17 protein-coding genes are annotated in these 15,410 nt (G+C 71.5%); 7 read left to right on the top strand and 10 right to left on the bottom strand.

The window, feature by feature from the left end; all coding sequences use genetic code 11:
* Both ACZ5VD_RS28790 and ACZ5VD_RS28785 read left to right on the top strand, forming a co-directional pair.
* Positions 1-83 (top strand): FMN-binding protein (locus tag ACZ5VD_RS28790; RefSeq protein ID WP_376020147.1); only part of this gene is annotated, 83 nt, incomplete at its 5' end.
* A gap of 55 nt (positions 84-138) precedes the next feature.
* Entirely contained in the window at positions 139-876 is a 738-nt protein-coding gene (locus tag ACZ5VD_RS28785; protein ID WP_468683749.1) for an FAD:protein FMN transferase, read from the top strand.
* 107 nt (positions 877-983) lie between these two features.
* On the opposite strand, the gene ACZ5VD_RS28780 is transcribed toward ACZ5VD_RS28785, so the two are convergent.
* From ACZ5VD_RS28780 to argC, 5 genes are read right to left on the bottom strand one after another with little or no spacing between them, the layout of a single operon-like run.
* A complete protein-coding gene (locus tag ACZ5VD_RS28780) occupies positions 984-1,523 on the bottom strand; it encodes an arginine repressor (protein ID WP_468552280.1) in 540 nt (179 codons plus the stop codon).
* Positions 1,524-1,542: 19 nt separating this feature from the next.
* Complete coding sequence (locus ACZ5VD_RS28775) at positions 1,543-2,739, bottom strand: acetylornithine transaminase (protein WP_468683747.1); 1,197 nt, start codon at positions 2,737-2,739, stop codon at positions 1,543-1,545.
* Positions 2,736-3,644 carry an acetylglutamate kinase gene (gene argB, locus ACZ5VD_RS28770; protein ID WP_468552282.1) on the bottom strand — a complete coding sequence of 303 codons (909 nt, stop codon included), beginning with the start codon at positions 3,642-3,644 and terminating at the stop codon, positions 2,736-2,738. Before argB ends, ACZ5VD_RS28775 begins: the two co-directional genes overlap by 4 nt.
* Positions 3,641-4,792, bottom strand: a complete 1,152-nt coding sequence (gene argJ, locus ACZ5VD_RS28765; RefSeq protein WP_468683745.1) for a bifunctional glutamate N-acetyltransferase/amino-acid acetyltransferase ArgJ — start codon at positions 4,790-4,792, stop codon at positions 3,641-3,643. The genes argB and argJ overlap by 4 nt, the downstream gene beginning before the upstream one ends.
* Complete coding sequence (argC, locus tag ACZ5VD_RS28760; protein WP_468683743.1) at positions 4,789-5,829, bottom strand: N-acetyl-gamma-glutamyl-phosphate reductase; 1,041 nt, start codon at positions 5,827-5,829, stop codon at positions 4,789-4,791. The genes argJ and argC overlap by 4 nt, the downstream gene beginning before the upstream one ends.
* Before the next feature lie 255 nt (positions 5,830-6,084).
* Here argC and ACZ5VD_RS28755 point away from each other — a divergent pair, with 255 nt between their 5' ends.
* Positions 6,085-6,522 (top strand): carboxymuconolactone decarboxylase family protein, encoded by a 438-nt coding sequence (locus ACZ5VD_RS28755; RefSeq protein WP_468552285.1) that lies wholly within the window; start codon positions 6,085-6,087, stop codon positions 6,520-6,522.
* Here the strand turns inward: ACZ5VD_RS28755 and ACZ5VD_RS28750 are convergent.
* Positions 6,509-8,992: an alpha-L-arabinofuranosidase C-terminal domain-containing protein gene (locus ACZ5VD_RS28750; RefSeq protein WP_468683742.1), complete on the bottom strand. Its 2,484-nt coding sequence runs from the start codon at positions 8,990-8,992 to the stop codon at positions 6,509-6,511. The two genes, ACZ5VD_RS28755 and ACZ5VD_RS28750, sit on opposite strands and share 14 nt — an antisense overlap.
* Positions 8,993-9,120: 128 nt before the next feature.
* On the opposite strand from ACZ5VD_RS28750, the gene ACZ5VD_RS28745 reads away from it, so the two are divergent.
* On the top strand, positions 9,121-9,657 hold the full coding sequence (locus ACZ5VD_RS28745) for a DUF6314 family protein (RefSeq protein ID WP_468552362.1): 537 nt from the start codon (positions 9,121-9,123) through the stop codon (positions 9,655-9,657).
* On the opposite strand, the gene ACZ5VD_RS28740 is transcribed toward ACZ5VD_RS28745, so the two are convergent.
* Together ACZ5VD_RS28740 and ACZ5VD_RS28735 are read right to left on the bottom strand one after the other, a co-directional pair.
* On the bottom strand, positions 9,654-10,232 hold the full coding sequence (locus ACZ5VD_RS28740) for a histidine phosphatase family protein (protein WP_468552287.1): 579 nt from the start codon (positions 10,230-10,232) through the stop codon (positions 9,654-9,656). The two genes, ACZ5VD_RS28745 and ACZ5VD_RS28740, sit on opposite strands and share 4 nt — an antisense overlap.
* 80 nt (positions 10,233-10,312) lie before the next feature.
* Positions 10,313-10,747, bottom strand: coding sequence for a GNAT family N-acetyltransferase (locus ACZ5VD_RS28735; protein ID WP_468552288.1), 435 nt, complete (start codon positions 10,745-10,747; stop codon positions 10,313-10,315).
* Positions 10,748-10,836: 89 nt separating this feature from the next.
* On the opposite strand from ACZ5VD_RS28735, the gene ACZ5VD_RS28730 reads away from it, so the two are divergent.
* Positions 10,837-11,454, top strand: coding sequence for a DUF6461 domain-containing protein (locus ACZ5VD_RS28730; RefSeq protein WP_468552289.1), 618 nt, complete (start codon positions 10,837-10,839; stop codon positions 11,452-11,454).
* On the opposite strand, the gene ACZ5VD_RS28725 is transcribed toward ACZ5VD_RS28730, so the two are convergent.
* On the bottom strand, positions 11,451-12,923 hold the full coding sequence (locus ACZ5VD_RS28725) for an aminotransferase-like domain-containing protein (RefSeq protein ID WP_468683740.1): 1,473 nt from the start codon (positions 12,921-12,923) through the stop codon (positions 11,451-11,453). The genes ACZ5VD_RS28730 and ACZ5VD_RS28725 overlap by 4 nt on opposite strands.
* Between ACZ5VD_RS28725 and ACZ5VD_RS28720 the strand changes: the two genes are divergently transcribed.
* Together ACZ5VD_RS28720 and ACZ5VD_RS28715 are read left to right on the top strand one after the other, a co-directional pair.
* On the top strand, positions 12,922-13,866 hold the full coding sequence (locus tag ACZ5VD_RS28720; protein WP_468552291.1) for a DMT family transporter: 945 nt from the start codon (positions 12,922-12,924) through the stop codon (positions 13,864-13,866). The genes ACZ5VD_RS28725 and ACZ5VD_RS28720 overlap by 2 nt on opposite strands.
* A gap of 13 nt (positions 13,867-13,879) precedes the next feature.
* Positions 13,880-14,074 carry a DUF1918 domain-containing protein gene (locus tag ACZ5VD_RS28715; RefSeq protein ID WP_468552292.1) on the top strand — a complete coding sequence of 65 codons (195 nt, stop codon included), beginning with the start codon at positions 13,880-13,882 and terminating at the stop codon, positions 14,072-14,074.
* A gap of 38 nt (positions 14,075-14,112) precedes the next feature.
* Here the strand turns inward: ACZ5VD_RS28715 and ACZ5VD_RS28710 are convergent, their stop codons facing one another.
* The gene (locus tag ACZ5VD_RS28710) at positions 14,113-15,348 is read right to left on the bottom strand and encodes a glycoside hydrolase family 10-like protein (protein WP_468683739.1); all 1,236 of its coding nucleotides are present in this window, start codon (positions 15,346-15,348) and stop codon (positions 14,113-14,115) included.
* Between the last annotated feature and the right edge of the window lie 62 nt (positions 15,349-15,410).

Genomic DNA, 15,410 nt, shown 5'->3' with positions numbered 1-15,410 from the left:
TCGACGCCGTCTCCGGAGCCACCTACACCAGCGCCGGGTACAAGGAGTCGCTGCAGTCGGCCCTGGACCAGGCCGGTGGCTGACACGGTGACGGATCCGGCACAAGCTCCCGCCGCGGTACGTCATGCGGAGGAGGTCATGGGGACGGTCTTCTCCTTCGACGTCCGCGGCGGGGATCCCGACGCCGTACGGGCCGCGCTGCGCGAGGCGGTCGCCGAACTGCACCGGGTGAACGAGGTGTTCAGCACCTACCGCGAGGACAGCGAGGTCTCCCGGCTGGCCCGCGGCGAGCTGACCGTCGAGGAGTGCGATCCGATGGTCGCCGAGGTCCTGGCGCTCGGCGCGGAGGCCGAGCGGGCCAGCGACAGCTGGTTCAGCCTGCGCTACGAGGGCCGTCTCGACCCGACCGGCATCGTCAAGGGCTGGTCCGCGGAGCGCGCGGCCCGGCGGCTGGCCCGGGCCGGGGCGACCGGCGTGAGCGTCAACGGCGGCGGCGACGTCCAGCTGCTGGGCGTGCCGGGACCGGAGCGGCCGTGGCGGGTCGGGGTGTCGGATCCGTTGCGGCCGGGCGGACTGGCGGCGGTCGTCTCCGCCGCGGGCGTCCCCGAGCTGGCCGTGGCCACCTCCGGCACGGCGGAACGCGGCACGCACATCGTCGACCCGCGCACCGCCCGCTCCGCGGTGACCGACCTCCTCGCCGTCACCGTCGTCGCCCCCAGCCTGACCTGGGCGGACTGCTGGGCCACCGCGGCCTTCGCGATGGGCTCACGAGAGGCCCTGGGCTGGCTGGAGTCCCTCCCGGACGTGGAGGCCCTGCTGATCACGGCGGGCGACGAGGTGCGATGCACGGGGGGTCTGGCGGCTCGACTCGGATGAGCTGACGCCCTCAGGGGCGCGGGGCCGTGCCGCTGTGCGGCTCCGCCGCGTGGCCGCGACAAGCCACGGACACGTGCCGCAGTCGGCCCACGCCGGTCCCCGCCCCTTCAGTGCCCGTTCTGAGCCAACCGCAGCAGATGATCGGCAAGTGCCTGCCCACCCACAGGATCCCGGCTGATCAACAGCAACGTGTCGTCCCCCGCGATGGTCCCCAGGATGTCCTGCAGCTCGGCCTGGTCAATGGCCGAGGCCAGGAACTGCGCGGCACCCGGCGGCGTCCGCAGCACCACCAGGTTCGCGGACGCCTCCGCGGAGATCAGCAGCTCGGCGGAGAGCCGCCGCATCCGCTCCTCCTTCGCCGACTCCCCCAGCGGTACCCGAGGCGTACGGAAGCCCCCCTCGCTCGGCACCGCGTAGATCAGGTCGCCGTCGTTGTTGCGGATCTTCACCGCGTTCAGCTCGTCCAGGTCCCGGGAGAGTGTCGCCTGGGTGACGCTCAGCCCGTCGTCGGCGAGCAGCTTCGCCAACTGGCTCTGGCTGCGCACCGGTTGCCGGTTGAGGATGTCCACGATCCGGCGGTGGCGTGCGATGCGGGTCTGCGGTACGGCAGACCCCGCGGTCTGGTCGTGCTCCTGCGCGTGGCTCATCGTCGTCTCATTCTCCGGATCATCCGTCCCCCTTGGCCGCGTCCAGGATGCCGGGCAGCGCCTGGAGGAGCGCGTCCACTTCCGCGTCCGCGAGGTTCAGCGGCGGCATGAGCCGTACCACCTCGGGCGTGGGCGCGTTCACCAGGAATCCGGCGTCCTGGGCCGCCTGCTGGACCTTCGGCGCGAGCGGCTCGGTGAGCACGATACCCAGGAGGAGGCCCACACCCCGGACATGGGCGATCAACGGGTCGCCGAGTGACTCGATTCCGTCCCGCAGCTTCTCGCTCTGCCGCTTGACGTTCTCCAGCAGCCCTTCGTTCGCGATGGTGTCGAGTACGGCGAGGCCGGCCGCGCACGCGATCGGGTTGCCGCCGAACGTCGTACCGTGGTGGCCCGGTTGCAGCAGTTCCGCGGCCCGCCCGAAGGCGACCGTCGCGCCGAGCGGCAGTCCGCCGCCGAGCCCCTTGGCGAGCGTGACGACGTCGGGCAGGACGCCCTCGTGGGCCTGGTACTCGAACCAGTTGCCGGTCCGCCCGATCCCGGTCTGCACCTCGTCCAGGACCAGCAGCGCGCCGGTCGCCGCGGTGATCGCCCGGGCCGCCTTGAGATAGCCGGCCGGGGGCACCACGACGCCGTTCTCGCCCTGGACCGGCTCGATGACGACGAGGGCCGTGTTCTCGGTGACCGCGGCGGCCAGCGCCTGCGCGTCGCCGTACGGCACGTGGGTCACGTCGCCCGGCAGCGGCCGGAACGGGCCCTGCTTGGCGGGCTGGCCGGTGAGGGCGAGGGCGCCCATGGTCCGGCCGTGGAAGCCGCCCTCGGTGGCGACCATGTGGGTCCGCCCGGTCAGCCGGCCGATCTTGAAGGCGCCCTCGTTGGCCTCGGCGCCGGAGTTGCAGAAGTACACCTTGCCGTCGCGGCCGAAGTGCTGGAGCAGCCGTTCGGCGAGCGCGACGGGCGGTTCGGCGAGGAACAGGTTGGAGACGTGGCCGAGGGTGGCGATCTGGCCGCTGACCGCCTCGACGATCGCCGGGTGGGCGTGGCCGAGCGCGTTGACCGCGATGCCGCCGACGAAGTCGAGGTACTGCTTGCCGTCGGCGTCCCACAGATTCGTGCCGGCACCGCGGACGAGGGGCAGCCGCGGGGTGCCGTAGTTGTTCATGAGCGCGCCCTGCCACCGCTGGGCGAGCTCTGCGTTGGTCGCGGTGCCGGTCATGGCACGTCCCCCTCTTCCGCATCCGGCACGACCATCGTGCCGATGCCCTCGTCGGTGAAGATCTCCAGCAGGATCGAGTGCTGGACCCGGCCGTCGATGACGCGGGCGGTGGTGACGCCGCCGCGTACGGCGTGCAGGCAGCCCTCCATCTTCGGCACCATGCCGGAGCTCAACTCCGGCAGCAGCTTCTCCAGTTGGGAAGCCGTGAGGCGGCTGATCACCTCGTCGCTGTTCGGCCAGTCCTCGTAGAGGCCCTCCACGTCCGTGAGGACCATGAGGGTTTCGGCGCCCAGCGCCGCAGCGAGTGCCGCAGCCGCCGTATCAGCATTGACGTTGTAGACATGGTGGTCGTCCTGGCTCCGGGCGATCGACGAGACGACCGGGATTCGGCCGTCCGCCAGCAGCGCCTCGATCGCGCCCGTGTCGATGTCGGTGATCTCGCCCACCCGCCCAATGTCGACCAACTCGCCGTCGATCGTGGGCTGGTGCTTGGTCGCGGTGATGGTGTGCGCGTCCTCGCCGGTCAATCCCACGGCGAGCGGGCCGTGTTGGTTGAGCAGCCCGACCAGTTCGCGCTGGACCTGTCCGGCCAGCACCATCCGTACGACGTCCATGGCGTCCTCGGTGGTCACCCGCAGCCCGGCCTTGAACTCGCTGACGATGCCGTGCTTGTCGAGGGCGGCGCTGATCTGGGGACCTCCGCCGTGCACGACGACGGGCTTGATGCCGGCCTGGTGCAGGAACACGATGTCCTGGGCGAAGGCGGCCTTGAGGTCCTCGTCGATCATGGCGTTGCCGCCGAACTTGACGACGACGGTCTTGCCGTTGTGCCGGACCAGCCAGGGCAGGGCCTCGATGAGGATCTGCGCCTTGGGGAGCGCGGTGTGCTTGCGGGTGGTGCTCATGAGGAGTACGCGCTGTTCTCGTGGACGTAGTCGGCGGTGAGATCGTTGGTCCAGATGGTGGCCGTCTCACTGCCCGCGGCGAGGTCGGCGACGATGTGGACCTCGCGGTAGCGCATGTCGACCTTCTCCCGGTCCTCGCCGACGCCGCCGCTCTTGCAGACCCAGACGCCGTTGATGGCGACGTTGAGCTGGTCGGGGTCGAAGGCTGCCCCGGTGGTGCCGATCGCGGAGAGGACCCGGCCCCAGTTGGGGTCCTCGCCGTGGAGGGCACACTTGAGGAGGTTGTTGCGGGCGATGGAGCGGCCCACCTCGACGGCGTCGTCCTCGGTGGCCGCGTTGACCACCTCGATCCTGATGTCCTTGCTGGCGCCCTCGGCGTCCCGGATGAGCTGCTGCCCGAGGTCGTCGCAGACCGCACGCACGGCCGCGGCGAACTCCTCGTACTCCGGGGTGACTTCACAGGCGCCGGAGGCGAGCAGCAGCACGGTGTCGTTGGTGGACATGCAGCCGTCGGAGTCGACGCGGTCGAAGGTGACCTTGGTGGCGGCGCGCAGCGCCCGGTCCAGGGTCGCGTGGTCGACGTCGGCGTCGGTGGTGAGGACGACCAGCATGGTGGCGAGGCCGGGGGCGAGCATGCCCGCGCCCTTGGCCATGCCGCCGACGGTCCAGCCGTCCTTGGTGACCACGGACGTCTTGTGCACGGAGTCGGTGGTCTTGATGGCGATGGCGGCCTTCTCACCGCCGTGCTCGGACAGCTGGGCCGCCGCCGTGTCGATGCCGGGCAGCAGCTTGTCCATCGGGAGCAGGACGCCGATCAGCCCGGTGGAGGCGACGGCGACCTCGACGGCGCCGAGCCCGAGCACCTCGGCGGCCTTCTCGGCGGTGGCGTGGGTGTCCTGGAAGCCCTTGGGGCCCGTACAGGCGTTGGCGCCACCGGAGTTGAGGACCACCGCGGAGACCCGGCCGGTCCTGAGGACCTGCTCGGACCACAGGACGGGGGCGGCCTTGACGCGGTTGGAGGTGAAGACGCCGGCGGCGGCGCGGCGGGGCCCGGTGTTGACCACGAGGGCCAGGTCCGGGTTGCCGTTCTCCTTGATTCCGGCAGCGATGCCCGCCGCCTGGAATCCCTGTGCTGCCGTGACGCTCACGGTGCGACTCCGATCGTGGAAAGACCGAGCTCCTCGGGAAGCCCGAGGGCGATGTTCATGCTCTGGACGGCACCGCCCGCGGTGCCCTTGGTCAGGTTGTCGATGGCGCTGATCGCGATGATGCGGCCCGCGGCCTCGTCGTACGCGACCTGGATCTGAACGGCGTTGGAACCGTGGACGGACGCCGTGGCGGGCCACTGCCCCTGCGGCAGGAGGTGGACGAAGGGCTCGTCGGCGAGGGCCTTCTCGTAGGCGGCGCGGACGGACTCGGCGGTGACGCCCTGCCTGGCCTTCGCGGTGCAGGTGGCGAGGATGCCCCGGGACATGGGCGCGAGGGTCGGGGTGAAGGAGACGGAGACACTCTCCCCGGCTGCCGCGCTGAGGTTCTGGATCATCTCGGGGGTGTGCCGGTGGCCGCCGCCGACGCCGTACGGCGACATGGAGCCCATGACCTCGCTGCCCAGCAGATGGGCCTTGGGCGTCTTGCCCGCGCCGGAGGTGCCGGAGGCGGCGACGATCACGGCCTCGGCCTCGGCGAGCCCGGCGGCGTACGCCGGGAAGAGCGCCAGCGAGACGGCGGTCGGGTAGCAACCGGGCACCGCGACGCGCTTGGACCCCTCCAGCGCGGCGCGGGCACCCGGCAGTTCGGGCAGGCCGTAGGGCCAGGTGCCGGCGTGCGGGGAGCCGTAGAACTTCTCCCAGTCGCCGGCGTCCCTGAGACGGAAGTCGGCCCCCATGTCGACGACGAGGACGTCGGGGCCGAGCTGCTCGGCGACGGCGGCGGACTGGCCGTGCGGAAGCGCCAGGAAGACCACGTCATGCCGTCGGTCCTGGCCCGCGAGGACGTCCGCGGTGGTTTCCTGGAGTACGCGGTCGGCCAGCGGCAGCAGGTGCGGCTGCAGCGCGCCGAGCCGCTGTCCGGCGTTGGAGTTGCCGGTCAGGGCGCCGACCTCGACCTCGGGGTGCGCCAGGAGCAGACGCAGGAGTTCTCCCCCCGCGTATCCACTCGCTCCGGCCACTGCCGCACGTACCGTCATGGGATCCATCCTCCTCGTGATGGCATGACTATACGTTTCGATGTACGTTTATGCAATCTTGGGTGGGTGTCGCCGCGGAGCGGGTGCACAGGAGCGCCGGCAGGGCACCGCGCCCCGCCCCGGTGGACATCGAGGCTCCCGGAGACCTGCCCTGGAGTGCGCTCCAGGTTCTACGGTCGTGTCCGTGGACCGCGGCGTCGGGAGGCGGCCGCGCACAGGACGGCAAGATCAGCCACTACGGACGGCGGACCCGATATGAGCGAGAGCCCCACCCGTGACGAGCGTTTCGCCCGCGGCCTGGAAGTGCTGCGGAGCCTCCACGGCGAGGCCGCACAGCCGGTTGTCGACGCGCTCGCGGACATCAGCCCCGAGCTGGGCCACCAGATCGTCGCCTGGGGATTCGGGGAGATCTACGCCCGTCCCGAACTCGCACCCAGGGACCGCCAGTTGGTGACGCTGAGCATACTCACCTCGCTCGGCGGCTGCGAACCCCAGCTGGAGATGCACATCAACGCGGCCCTGAACGTGGGCCTGGCCCCCGGGGAGATCGTCGAGGCGCTGCTGCACTCCGCCGGATACTGCGGATTCCCCAAGGCGCTCAACGCCACCTTCGTGGCGAAGAAGGTCTTCGCCGAGCGCGGGCTGCTGCCGCTCGGGGAGCAGCCCGCGCCGGCACCGGCTACCTCTGCCTGATCCGCAGGAAGGTGACCGAGTTCGCCGGGAAGGTGTAGGTGAACCTGTCGGTGACCCCTTCGAAGGTGGACCTCACCGGCGCCACCGGCGTCTCGGTCTCCGTGTTCACCGCGTCCGGCGCGGCGGTCAGGGTGGTGACCTTCGCGCGGGACGCGACCTTCGCGCCGCCCAGGTCGATCGCCGTACGGGCCGCGGCGGACTGGGCGTTGACGACCTTGACGATCAGGTCACCGGTCTTCTTGTCCTTGGTGACCACCTGCCGGAACGGCTCGGCCGGCTTGTCGTCGGTGAAGCCGCCCCACTCCTGCCCGTCGAGGTAGAGGGTGACCTGACGGCCCCGCACCTTGATGTCGATGTCGTAGGCGCGCCCCGTCTCCACGGAACCCGCCTTGGACACGAGCGTCGACTTGCCGCCGTCCACTGCCTGTTCGACGGCGGACTGGGTGTTGTTCCAGCCGCCCAGGTTCCACCAGTAGTAGTTGCCGGTGTCCTTGACACCGAAGGCGACGAGGAAGCCCTCCTTGCCGGACTTCTTGGTGGCCTTCACATGCAGGTCGTAGTCGTGCCAGGACGGGTCGCCGGCCGAGACCATGGTGTTCTCGGCGGCCACGTCGCTCTGCACGTACTGCCCGTCCCGCACGCTCCAGCTGCCCCCGCCGGAGTGCGTCCACTGCGAGGCGTCAGAGCTGAAGTCGTCGCCGAGCAGCGCCGTCCCGTCCGCGCCGGTCACCTTCACGTCGTCGTACGCCGCCGCGGTCGCCCAGGTGGACAGGCCGACGGCTCCGGTGATGGGGGCGAGCAGCGACGGCGTTCCGGTGGCCGTCGAGGGCACCACCCGGTCGCCGACGTTGGTCATGAACAGCTTCTGGACCTCGTAGTTGGCGGAGTTCCAGGAGGCGTGGTTGTTGAGCCACACCAGGTCCGGGCTCCACTGCACGTAGTCCTCGTTGGCGAACAGCGGTGCGTAGGAGGCGAGTTTGACGACGTCGGCGTTGCGTTCCAGGCCGGTCATGAACGCGGCCTCGGCGAGGCCGTTCTTGAAGGCGTTGCCCCGGGAGGCGTACTCGCCGAGGAAGACCTTGGGGCCGGTGCGGTCGTAGGAGTCGTAGCGGTCGTTGTTCTGCAGGAACCACTGCGGGCTGTTGTAGTAGTGCTCGTCGACCATGGCGACGTTCGCGTCCCGGTTGAGCTTCCAGGCCGTGTCGAAGGTCGAACCGGCGTCGTCGGGGCCGGAGTTGGAGACGACGGTGATGTCCGGGTACTTCGCCTCGATGGCGGTGCGGAACTCCTTGAACCGGGCGAAGAACTCGTTGGGCAGGTTCTCCTCGTTGCCGACCTCCAGGTGCGTGAGGCGGAACGGCCTGGGGTGCCCCATCCGCGCGCGCTTCTTCCCCCAGGTCGAGGTCACCGGTCCGTTGGCGAACTCGATCAGGTCGAGGGTGTCCTGGATGTGCCGCTCCAGGAGCGCCTCGTCGTCGACGGCCTTGTCCTGGCCACAGCCGGTCACCAGGGCGGGGACGACGGGCAGCGGCATCGCGCCGATGTCCTCGGCGAGGCGGAAGTACTCGTAGTAGCCGAGGCCGTACGACTGGTTGTAGCCCCAGACGTTGGAGTTGGTGGCGCGCCGCTCGACCGGGCCGATGGTGTCCTTCCACTGGTAGGAGCGCTTGCGCTGCCAGTTCGAGGCCTCGCTGTAGTCCTCCATGGAGCCGGTGTTGACCAGGCAGCCGCCGGGGAAGCGCACGAAGCCCGGGTGCAGGGCGGCGATCTTCTCGGCGAGGTCCTTGCGCAGGCCGTTGGACTGGTGCTTGTAGGTGTCGCGCGGGAAGAGGGACACCATGTCGAGGGCGGTCGCGGCGGCGGAGGCGACGGCGAGACGGCCGTCGCTGCTGGTACGCGTCGCGGTGAAGGTGGCGGTGTACTTGGCCCAGCCGCTCTTCTTCACGGCCACCCGGCGGGCGGTGGCGAGCGTGCCGTCGGCGTCCTGGAGGCCGACGGTGAGGGTGGTGCCACCGGTGGCGCGGGCCCATACCGAGAAGTCGTACTTCTTGCCCGCGTCCACGTGGACGCCGGTGTTGTAGCCGGCGTTCGTGACGGACGAACCGGCGCCCAGCGAGAGGTAGTTGCGGTTGCGTTCGTTCAGCCGGCCGTCGTCGTCCACGACCTGCGCGGTGCCGTCGACCGTCCAGGAGGTGAGGGGCGTGTACGAGGCGTTGTCGGCGGTGGAGTACTCGAAGGACCGGTTCTGCACGAGCTCGGCGTACAGCCCGCCGTCGGCGGCCCGGTTGATGTCCTCGAAGAAGACGCCGTACATGGTGTCGTCGATCTTCGCGCCCTTGGCGGTCGGGTCGACGGTGATCGCGTAGTCGGTGACGTCCTCGGCGTGCGCGGGCGCCGGGACCAGGCCGGCCGCCACCAGCAGGGCGGTGGCGGTGAGACCGAGTCTCCAGCGGGTGCGGGTCAGTGGCATGGATACTCCGCGGCTCGGATTGTTCGACATACCGGACGATGATCAAGACTTCGAACGGCAAGATAGGGAGGGGACAGGTGCCCGTCAATGGGTCGGACAACAACGGGTGGGACGGAGAGCGGGACGGGATGGGTGAGTTCTGGCCAGTGCCGGACGTGCTGGCGTATCTGGCCGGGAGCTGGCGGGTGGAGCGATCCGTACGGGATCTGACGAGCGGCGCGACGGGCGGCTTCACCGGTACGACGACTTTCGGCCCACTGGACGAGGACCTCGACCCGTCGCACGAGAACGCCGACTCGCCGGACGAGGGCTTCGGCCCGCTCCGCGACGGCGGACCGTTCCACGAGGGCGGACTGCTGCACCACGAGTCCGGCGTCTTCACCTGGCAGGGCGTCCCCCGCCCCGCCGAGCGGACCCTGCGCTACCTGCCGGGGAGTTCACCCGGATCGGCGGACGTGCGCTTCGCCGACGGGCGCCCCTTCCACGACCTGGATCTGACGACCGGGCACCACCTCACCGACCACCCCTGTTCGGCGGACCTCTACCGCGGGGAGTTCGGCGTCCGGGGCCGGGACCACTGGCGGACCGTGTGGCGGGTGGGCGGTCCCGCGAAGGACCTGGTCCTGATCACCGACTACGCCCGCGAAGGCCGGGACCGGTCCTAGCTCGACACCCCGTCCAGGCGCAGGTTCCAGCGCCCCGCCCGGCCCGTGACGACGGTCGTCGACAGCGGGCGGACGTCGATGTTCCAGTACGTCGAGGGCGGTGCCTTGAGGGCGTACACCAGGGCCGCGCGGATCACCGAGGGCTCGGCCACGGCGACGACCCGGCCGCCGTCCTCGACGGGCCGGGTGTCGAGCCAGCCGCCGACCCGGGCGATGAACTCCCGCAGCGACTCCCCGCCGTGCGGCGTGCCGTTCGGGTCGGCGAGCCAGGCGTCCACGGCCTCCGGTTCCCGGGCCATCGCCTCGCCGAGCGTCAGTCCGCGCCAGCGCCCCATGTCACAGTCCCGCAGGGCGAGTTGCACCAGCGGTGTGTACCCGAGGGCGTCCCCGGTGGCGCGGCTGCGCGGGGTCGGCGAGCAGTAGCGCAGTTCGGCCACCGCGAGCGGGATCAGGTCCTGGACGACGCGCTGCACCTCGTCCCAGCCGGCCTGGTCCAGCGGACGGTCGTCGTCGAAACGCTCGGCGAGCAACGGGGAACTGCGCGCGGCGGCGACGAACGTGACCCTAAGTTGCATGCGGCGATCGTGAATCGCGAGAGTGCGCAGGTCAAGGGGTGTTACCGGGGAGTTATCCGACCCGCCGTCAGCGGAATCCGTCAGAGGACGAGCGCCATCCACTGGTCGGGCTTCTCCAGCGGCGCGAAGCCGAGCTTCTCGTACACCCCGTGGGCGTCCTGCGTGGCGAGCAGGATCCGCCGCAGCCCGTAGGGCCGCAGATGGTCCCGTACGGCCCCGACGAGCGCCGTCCCGAGCCCCTTGCCGCGCGCCGACGGGTCGACGTACACGTCGCACAGCCAGGCGAAGGTCGCCCGGTCCGTGACGACCCTGGCATACGCCACCTGTTCTCCCGAAACCACCTCGTACGCCCCGAAGTCGAGCGATCCTTCCCTCGCCCGGTCGTACTTCTCGCGGGGCCGCCCCATCGCCCAGTACGCGTCGGTGGACAGCCAGTTGTGCACGCGCTCGGCGTCGACGCGGTCGGGGTCGGTGGAGATCTCGTAGCCCTCGGCGAGGGTCGGGGTGTCGGTCATGCGGGGAGATTGGCAGGTCGCGCGCGCGGGCGTCGACCGGTTTTCCCCGGTGGGGAGCCGCTGTCGGTGCCTCCTGGCATGCTGCGGGCATGACGGCACCGACACCGCACGCGAGGGACTACGCCTGGCTCCGCGAGCGTCACGCGGACCTGTGGGAGGCGTACTGCGTCACGCTGGTCGGTGACATCACGCCGGCCCGTCTGCTCGAAGGGCTGGGCGCCGGACCCGGCCCGCGGATCACCGGGGTGGCGGGCCTGTTCCAGCCGTCCTTCGACTGCTGGGAGCGGCACCAGGGCGACCTGTTGTTCGTCGGCGTCGCAGCGGTCGGCGACTGGGCACTCATGGTCGAGGTCAACGGCTTTCTGGGCGTCACGCCGTCAGCGATGCGCCCCTTGTCCCGAGGCCGCACCACTGTCTCCCATCATCGCGGCGGCGGCGGCGAGGTGGACACCTTCCTGTGGCTGGCCGACGGCGAGCCGCTCCTGCGCTTCGAGCCGCTCTTCCCGGACCGCCGGTGCGGCGACCGGGCGGACGGGCTCCTCGTGGAGATGCGGGAGTCCGGCTTCCACCTGAGCCCGGATACGGAACCGGACCTCCGGCACACCGAGGCCGCGTTCGCGCTCGCCGAGCGGGTGACCGGGATACGGCTGACAGCCGAACTGCTCGACTCCCTGGAGTTCGCCTGCGGTACGGCGCCCGTGCGCTAGAGCGCCTCCTCGCAGGCCGTCCGAAGTCGCCGTACGCCCTCCGCGATCTCCCCCGTCCCCGCCACCGCCGCGAAGCTCAACCGCACGTGTCCGGCGGGGGGTTCGGCGCTGAAGTAGGGGCGGCCGGGGGTGATGGCGACGCCGGCGCGCAGGGCGGCCGCCACCAGGGCGGCCTCTCCCCCGGAGCCGAAGGCCTGGGAGGTGTCCCCCGTGCCGTCGGGGAGGCGGAGCCACAGGTGGTAGCCGCCGGACGGGATGTGCGGGAGGGCGAGTTCGGGCAGGTCGTGCCGGAGCGCGGCCGTCATCGTGTCCCGCCGGGTCCTCAACTCGGCGGAGATCGACCGGAGATGGCGTGGCCAGGCGGGTGAGCCGACCAGTTCGAGCGCCGCTTCCTGGAGGGGCCGGGGGACGAAGAAGGTGTCGACGACCTGGATGGCCCGCAGCCGCTCCAGCACCGGACCGTGCGCGGCGAGGGCGCTCACCCGGAAGCTGGGCGAGGTCGCCTTGGTCAGCGAGCCGACGTGGACGACGACGCCGTCCGGGTCGTCGGCGGCCAGCGGACGCGGCAGCGGTCCCGCGTCCTCGTGCACGAGCCGTCGTACGAAGTCGTCCTCGATCACGAACGCGCCCGCCTCGCGCGCGATGCGCAGCACCTCGCCGCGCCGCTCGGGAGCGAGGACCGCGCCGGTCGGGTTCTGGAACAGCGGCTGGCAGACGAAGACCCGGGCGCCGGTGGCCCCGAACGCGTCGGCGAGCAGGGCGGGCCGGACGCCGTCCGCGTCGACGGGTACGGGGACCGGGCGCAGGCCGGCCGCGCGGGCGATGGCCAGCATGCCGGGGTAGGTGGGCGACTCGACGAGCACCGGCGCACCGGGCGGCGCGAGGGCGCGCAGCGCGGTGGTCAGCGCGGACTGGCCGCCCGAGGCGATCAGCACCTCGGCGGCCGTGACGCCCCCGCCGGGCCCGCCGATGTTCCGCGCGAACCACTCCCGCAGCTCCGGCAGCCCCTCCATGGGCGGTCTCCCCCAGGCGCCCGGGCGGCGGCCCGCGCGGGAGAGCGCCGCGGCCATCGCGCGCTCCGGTTGCAGGGAGGGGTGCAGATAGCCGCCGTTGAACTCGATGACGCCGGGCGCCGGGGCGGCCAGCGAGACCAGGACACCGGAGGCGTCCACCGAGCGCGGTACGAGGTCGGCCGCGCCGTCCGCGCTGAGCGCCACCTCCTGCCAGGACGTGTCACCCGCCGGGGCGGCCTCCGCGCGCGGCCGGGCCCGGAAGGCGCCGGCCCCGGGCCGGGTGACCACCAGCCCCTCGGCGGCGAGTTGCGCGAGCGCCCGCGAGACGGTCACCGGGCTGACCCGGAACCGTTCGACGAGGGTACGGCTCGACGGGAGCTTTCCATTGGGCGAGTAGCGGTCGAGCTCCCTCCGGAGTTGTTCCGCCAGATCAGCCACGCTGCTACGCTCGTACATGAGAGCAGAGAGTAGCGCTACCACGTCGAGCACGATAGCGGTCACCGTCGGGAACGGCCCGACCGGCAGGACCGGCGGTGCCGGAACCACGGGCCCCGGCACCCTCCAGGCCGCGCTCGGCGTCGTCGCCTTCTCCCTCACCTTTCCCGCCACCGCCTGGGGGCTGGAGGGCTTCGGCCCCTGGTCCCTGGTCGCCGTGCGCAGTGTCCTGGCGGCACTGATCGCGGGCGGCTGTCTGCTGGCCCTGCGCGTCCCGCTGCCCGCCCGCCGCCACTGGCCGGGGCTCGCGGTGGTCGGCGGCGGTGTCGTCTTCGGCTTCCCGCTGCTGAGCACGCTCGCGCTGGAGACGTCCACCACCGCGCACGCCGCCGTCGTGGTCGGCCTGCTCCCGCTGACCACCGCTCTGTTCTCCGCCCTGCGCATGGGCACCCGGCCCTCCCGCACCTTCTGGGCGGCGGCGCTCGGGGGCGCGGCGGCGGTGGCCGCGTTCACCGTGCAGCAGAGCGGCGGCTCCCTCGGCACCGCCGACCTGTATCTCTTCGCGGCGCTGCTGGTGTGCGCGGCCGGCTACACCGAGGGCGGCCGGCTGGCCCGGGTGATGCCGGGCTGGCAGGTCATCGGCTGGGCGCTGGTGCTGTGTCTGCCGTTCGCCCTGGCCGCCGCCGTGCCGGCCCTGTGGTGCGAACCCGCGCGTCTCACCGCGCACAGCGTCATCGGGCTGCTGTGGGTCGCGGCGGGGTCGCAGTTCTTCGGCCTGGTCGTCTGGTACCGGGGCATGGCCGCCATCGGAATACCCAAGGCCAGCCAGTTGCAGCTGGCCCAGCCGCTGCTCACACTGGTGTGGTCGGTGCTGCTGCTCGGCGAGCATCTGACGGTGGCCGCCCCGCTGACGGCCGCGGCGGTGCTGGTGTGCATCGCCGTCACCCAGCGGGCGCGAGGGTGAGGAGGCCCAACAGATGCGTGCAACCGTGGGCGACCAGCTCGTCCAGCACGGCAGGGTGGTCGGACAGCACGACAAGGTCGGCGAGATCGTCGAGGTGCTGGGTCAGGCGGGTACGCCCCCGTACCGCGTCCGTTTCGAGGACGGGCACGAGGGCGTCTGCTCTCCCGGCCCGGACTCCGAGATCCGGCACCGGGAGACCGGCCTCTAGCCCTGCGGGGCCTTCCGGGCCTGTGGAGTCCCGCGGACCTACGGAGTCCTCGCCGACCGCGCGTAGTGGTCGGCGACCACCCGTGCCATGGCCCCGATCGGGTCGGTCGCCACGTCCTTGGCGGCGAAGAAGACATGCCCGCGCACCTCGGGACGGTCCTCGGCGAGCGTGAGGTGCCGGGAGAGTTCGGCGGGGTCCTGCCAGGCGTCGGGCTGCCCCGCGGCGCCCGCCTTGTACAGCGCCTCGCCGGCGTACAGCCGCGTCCCGCTGCCCCGCGCCACCTCCGCCCACCAGGGCAGCAGCTTCGCGTAGTCGGCGGCGGCGAAGCCGATGTTCCAGTAGAGCTGCGGGACGATGTAGTCGATCCAGTTCTTCCGGACCCATTTCCTGGTGTCCGCGTGCAGGTCGTCGTACGTCTGCACGCCGGCCCTGGTGTCCGAGCCGAGCGGATCGGTCGCGGCGTTGCGCCACACGCCGAAGGGGCTGATGCCGAACTGCGTCCCGGGCCGGGTCCGCCTGATGCGGGCGGCCGTCTCGCGCACCAGTTTGTCGATGTTGTTCCGGCGCCAGGCGGCCCGGTCGGTGAAGCGCGAGCCGTAACGGTCGTAGGCCTCGTCGTCGTCGAAGGTCTGGCCCGCCACGGGATACGGGTAGAAGTAGTCGTCGAAGTGCACGGCGTCGACCGGGTACTTCTTCACCGCGTCGAGCATCGCGTCCTGGACGAAGGCGCGGACCTCGGGCAGCCCCGGGTTGTAGTAGAGCTTTCCGCCGTACGTCACCACCCAGTCCGGATGCCGCCGGGCGGGGTGGCTCTCCACCAGCCTGCCGAGGTCGGTGTGGCCGGCGATCCGGTACGGGTTGAACCAGGCGTGCAGTTCCAGACCGCGGGCGTGCGCCTCCTCGACGGCCGTGCCCAGCGGGTCCCAGCCGGGGTCCTTGCCCTGGGTCCCGGTGAGGTACTGCGACCAGGGCTCGTACGGCGAGGGCCACAGGGCGTCCGCGGTGGGGCGTACCTGGAAGATCACCGTGTTGAGACGCGACTCGACGGCCTTGTCGAGGTGGGTGAGGAGTTCGGCGCGCTGGGCCGCCGCGCTCAGGCCCGGCTTGGAGGGCCAGTCCCGGTTCGCCACGGTGGCCAGCCATACCCCCCGCATCTCGGCCGTCTCCCGCCGCCGGTGCGGCTCTCGTTCCGGGACGGCCGACGCGCCGCCCGAAGCCGTGGTCAGCGTCGCCAGCGCGGCCAGCGCGAACGCCCGACGTGACACTCGTCCCATCTGCACAACCCCCGAATACCTCGGATCCAGCCGGTCACGGACCATCGTCGCGCCTCAGGATG

The sequence above is a fragment of the Streptomyces sp. NPDC032822 genome (genome assembly GCF_055578825.1).
Note: the sequence above shows the minus strand (reverse complement) of the source record. Positions and strands in the feature narration are given on the sequence as shown.

Bases quoted from the DNA above. Each gene is read 5' to 3' on its own strand.
- ACZ5VD_RS28785 (WP_468683749.1), top strand. From the start codon at position 139: ATGGGGACGGTCTTCTCCTTCGACGTCCGCGGCGGGGATCCCGACGCC.
- ACZ5VD_RS28780 (WP_468552280.1), bottom strand. From the start codon at position 1,523: ATGAGCCACGCGCAGGAGCACGACCAGACCGCGGGGTCTGCCGTACCG.
- ACZ5VD_RS28775 (WP_468683747.1), bottom strand. From the start codon at position 2,739: ATGACCGGCACCGCGACCAACGCAGAGCTCGCCCAGCGGTGGCAGGGC.
- argB (WP_468552282.1), bottom strand. From the start codon at position 3,644: ATGAGCACCACCCGCAAGCACACCGCGCTCCCCAAGGCGCAGATCCTC.
- argC (WP_468683743.1), bottom strand. From the start codon at position 5,829: ATGACGGTACGTGCGGCAGTGGCCGGAGCGAGTGGATACGCGGGGGGA.
- ACZ5VD_RS28755 (WP_468552285.1), top strand. From the start codon at position 6,085: ATGAGCGAGAGCCCCACCCGTGACGAGCGTTTCGCCCGCGGCCTGGAA.
- ACZ5VD_RS28750 (WP_468683742.1), bottom strand. From the start codon at position 8,992: ATGCCACTGACCCGCACCCGCTGGAGACTCGGTCTCACCGCCACCGCC.
- ACZ5VD_RS28745 (WP_468552362.1), top strand. From the start codon at position 9,121: ATGGGTGAGTTCTGGCCAGTGCCGGACGTGCTGGCGTATCTGGCCGGG.
- ACZ5VD_RS28740 (WP_468552287.1), bottom strand. From the start codon at position 10,232: ATGCAACTTAGGGTCACGTTCGTCGCCGCCGCGCGCAGTTCCCCGTTG.
- ACZ5VD_RS28735 (WP_468552288.1), bottom strand. From the start codon at position 10,747: ATGACCGACACCCCGACCCTCGCCGAGGGCTACGAGATCTCCACCGAC.
- ACZ5VD_RS28730 (WP_468552289.1), top strand. From the start codon at position 10,837: ATGACGGCACCGACACCGCACGCGAGGGACTACGCCTGGCTCCGCGAG.
- ACZ5VD_RS28720 (WP_468552291.1), top strand. From the start codon at position 12,922: ATGAGAGCAGAGAGTAGCGCTACCACGTCGAGCACGATAGCGGTCACC.
- ACZ5VD_RS28725 (WP_468683740.1), bottom strand. From the start codon at position 12,923: ATGTACGAGCGTAGCAGCGTGGCTGATCTGGCGGAACAACTCCGGAGG.
- ACZ5VD_RS28715 (WP_468552292.1), top strand. From the start codon at position 13,880: ATGCGTGCAACCGTGGGCGACCAGCTCGTCCAGCACGGCAGGGTGGTC.
- ACZ5VD_RS28710 (WP_468683739.1), bottom strand. From the start codon at position 15,348: ATGGGACGAGTGTCACGTCGGGCGTTCGCGCTGGCCGCGCTGGCGACG.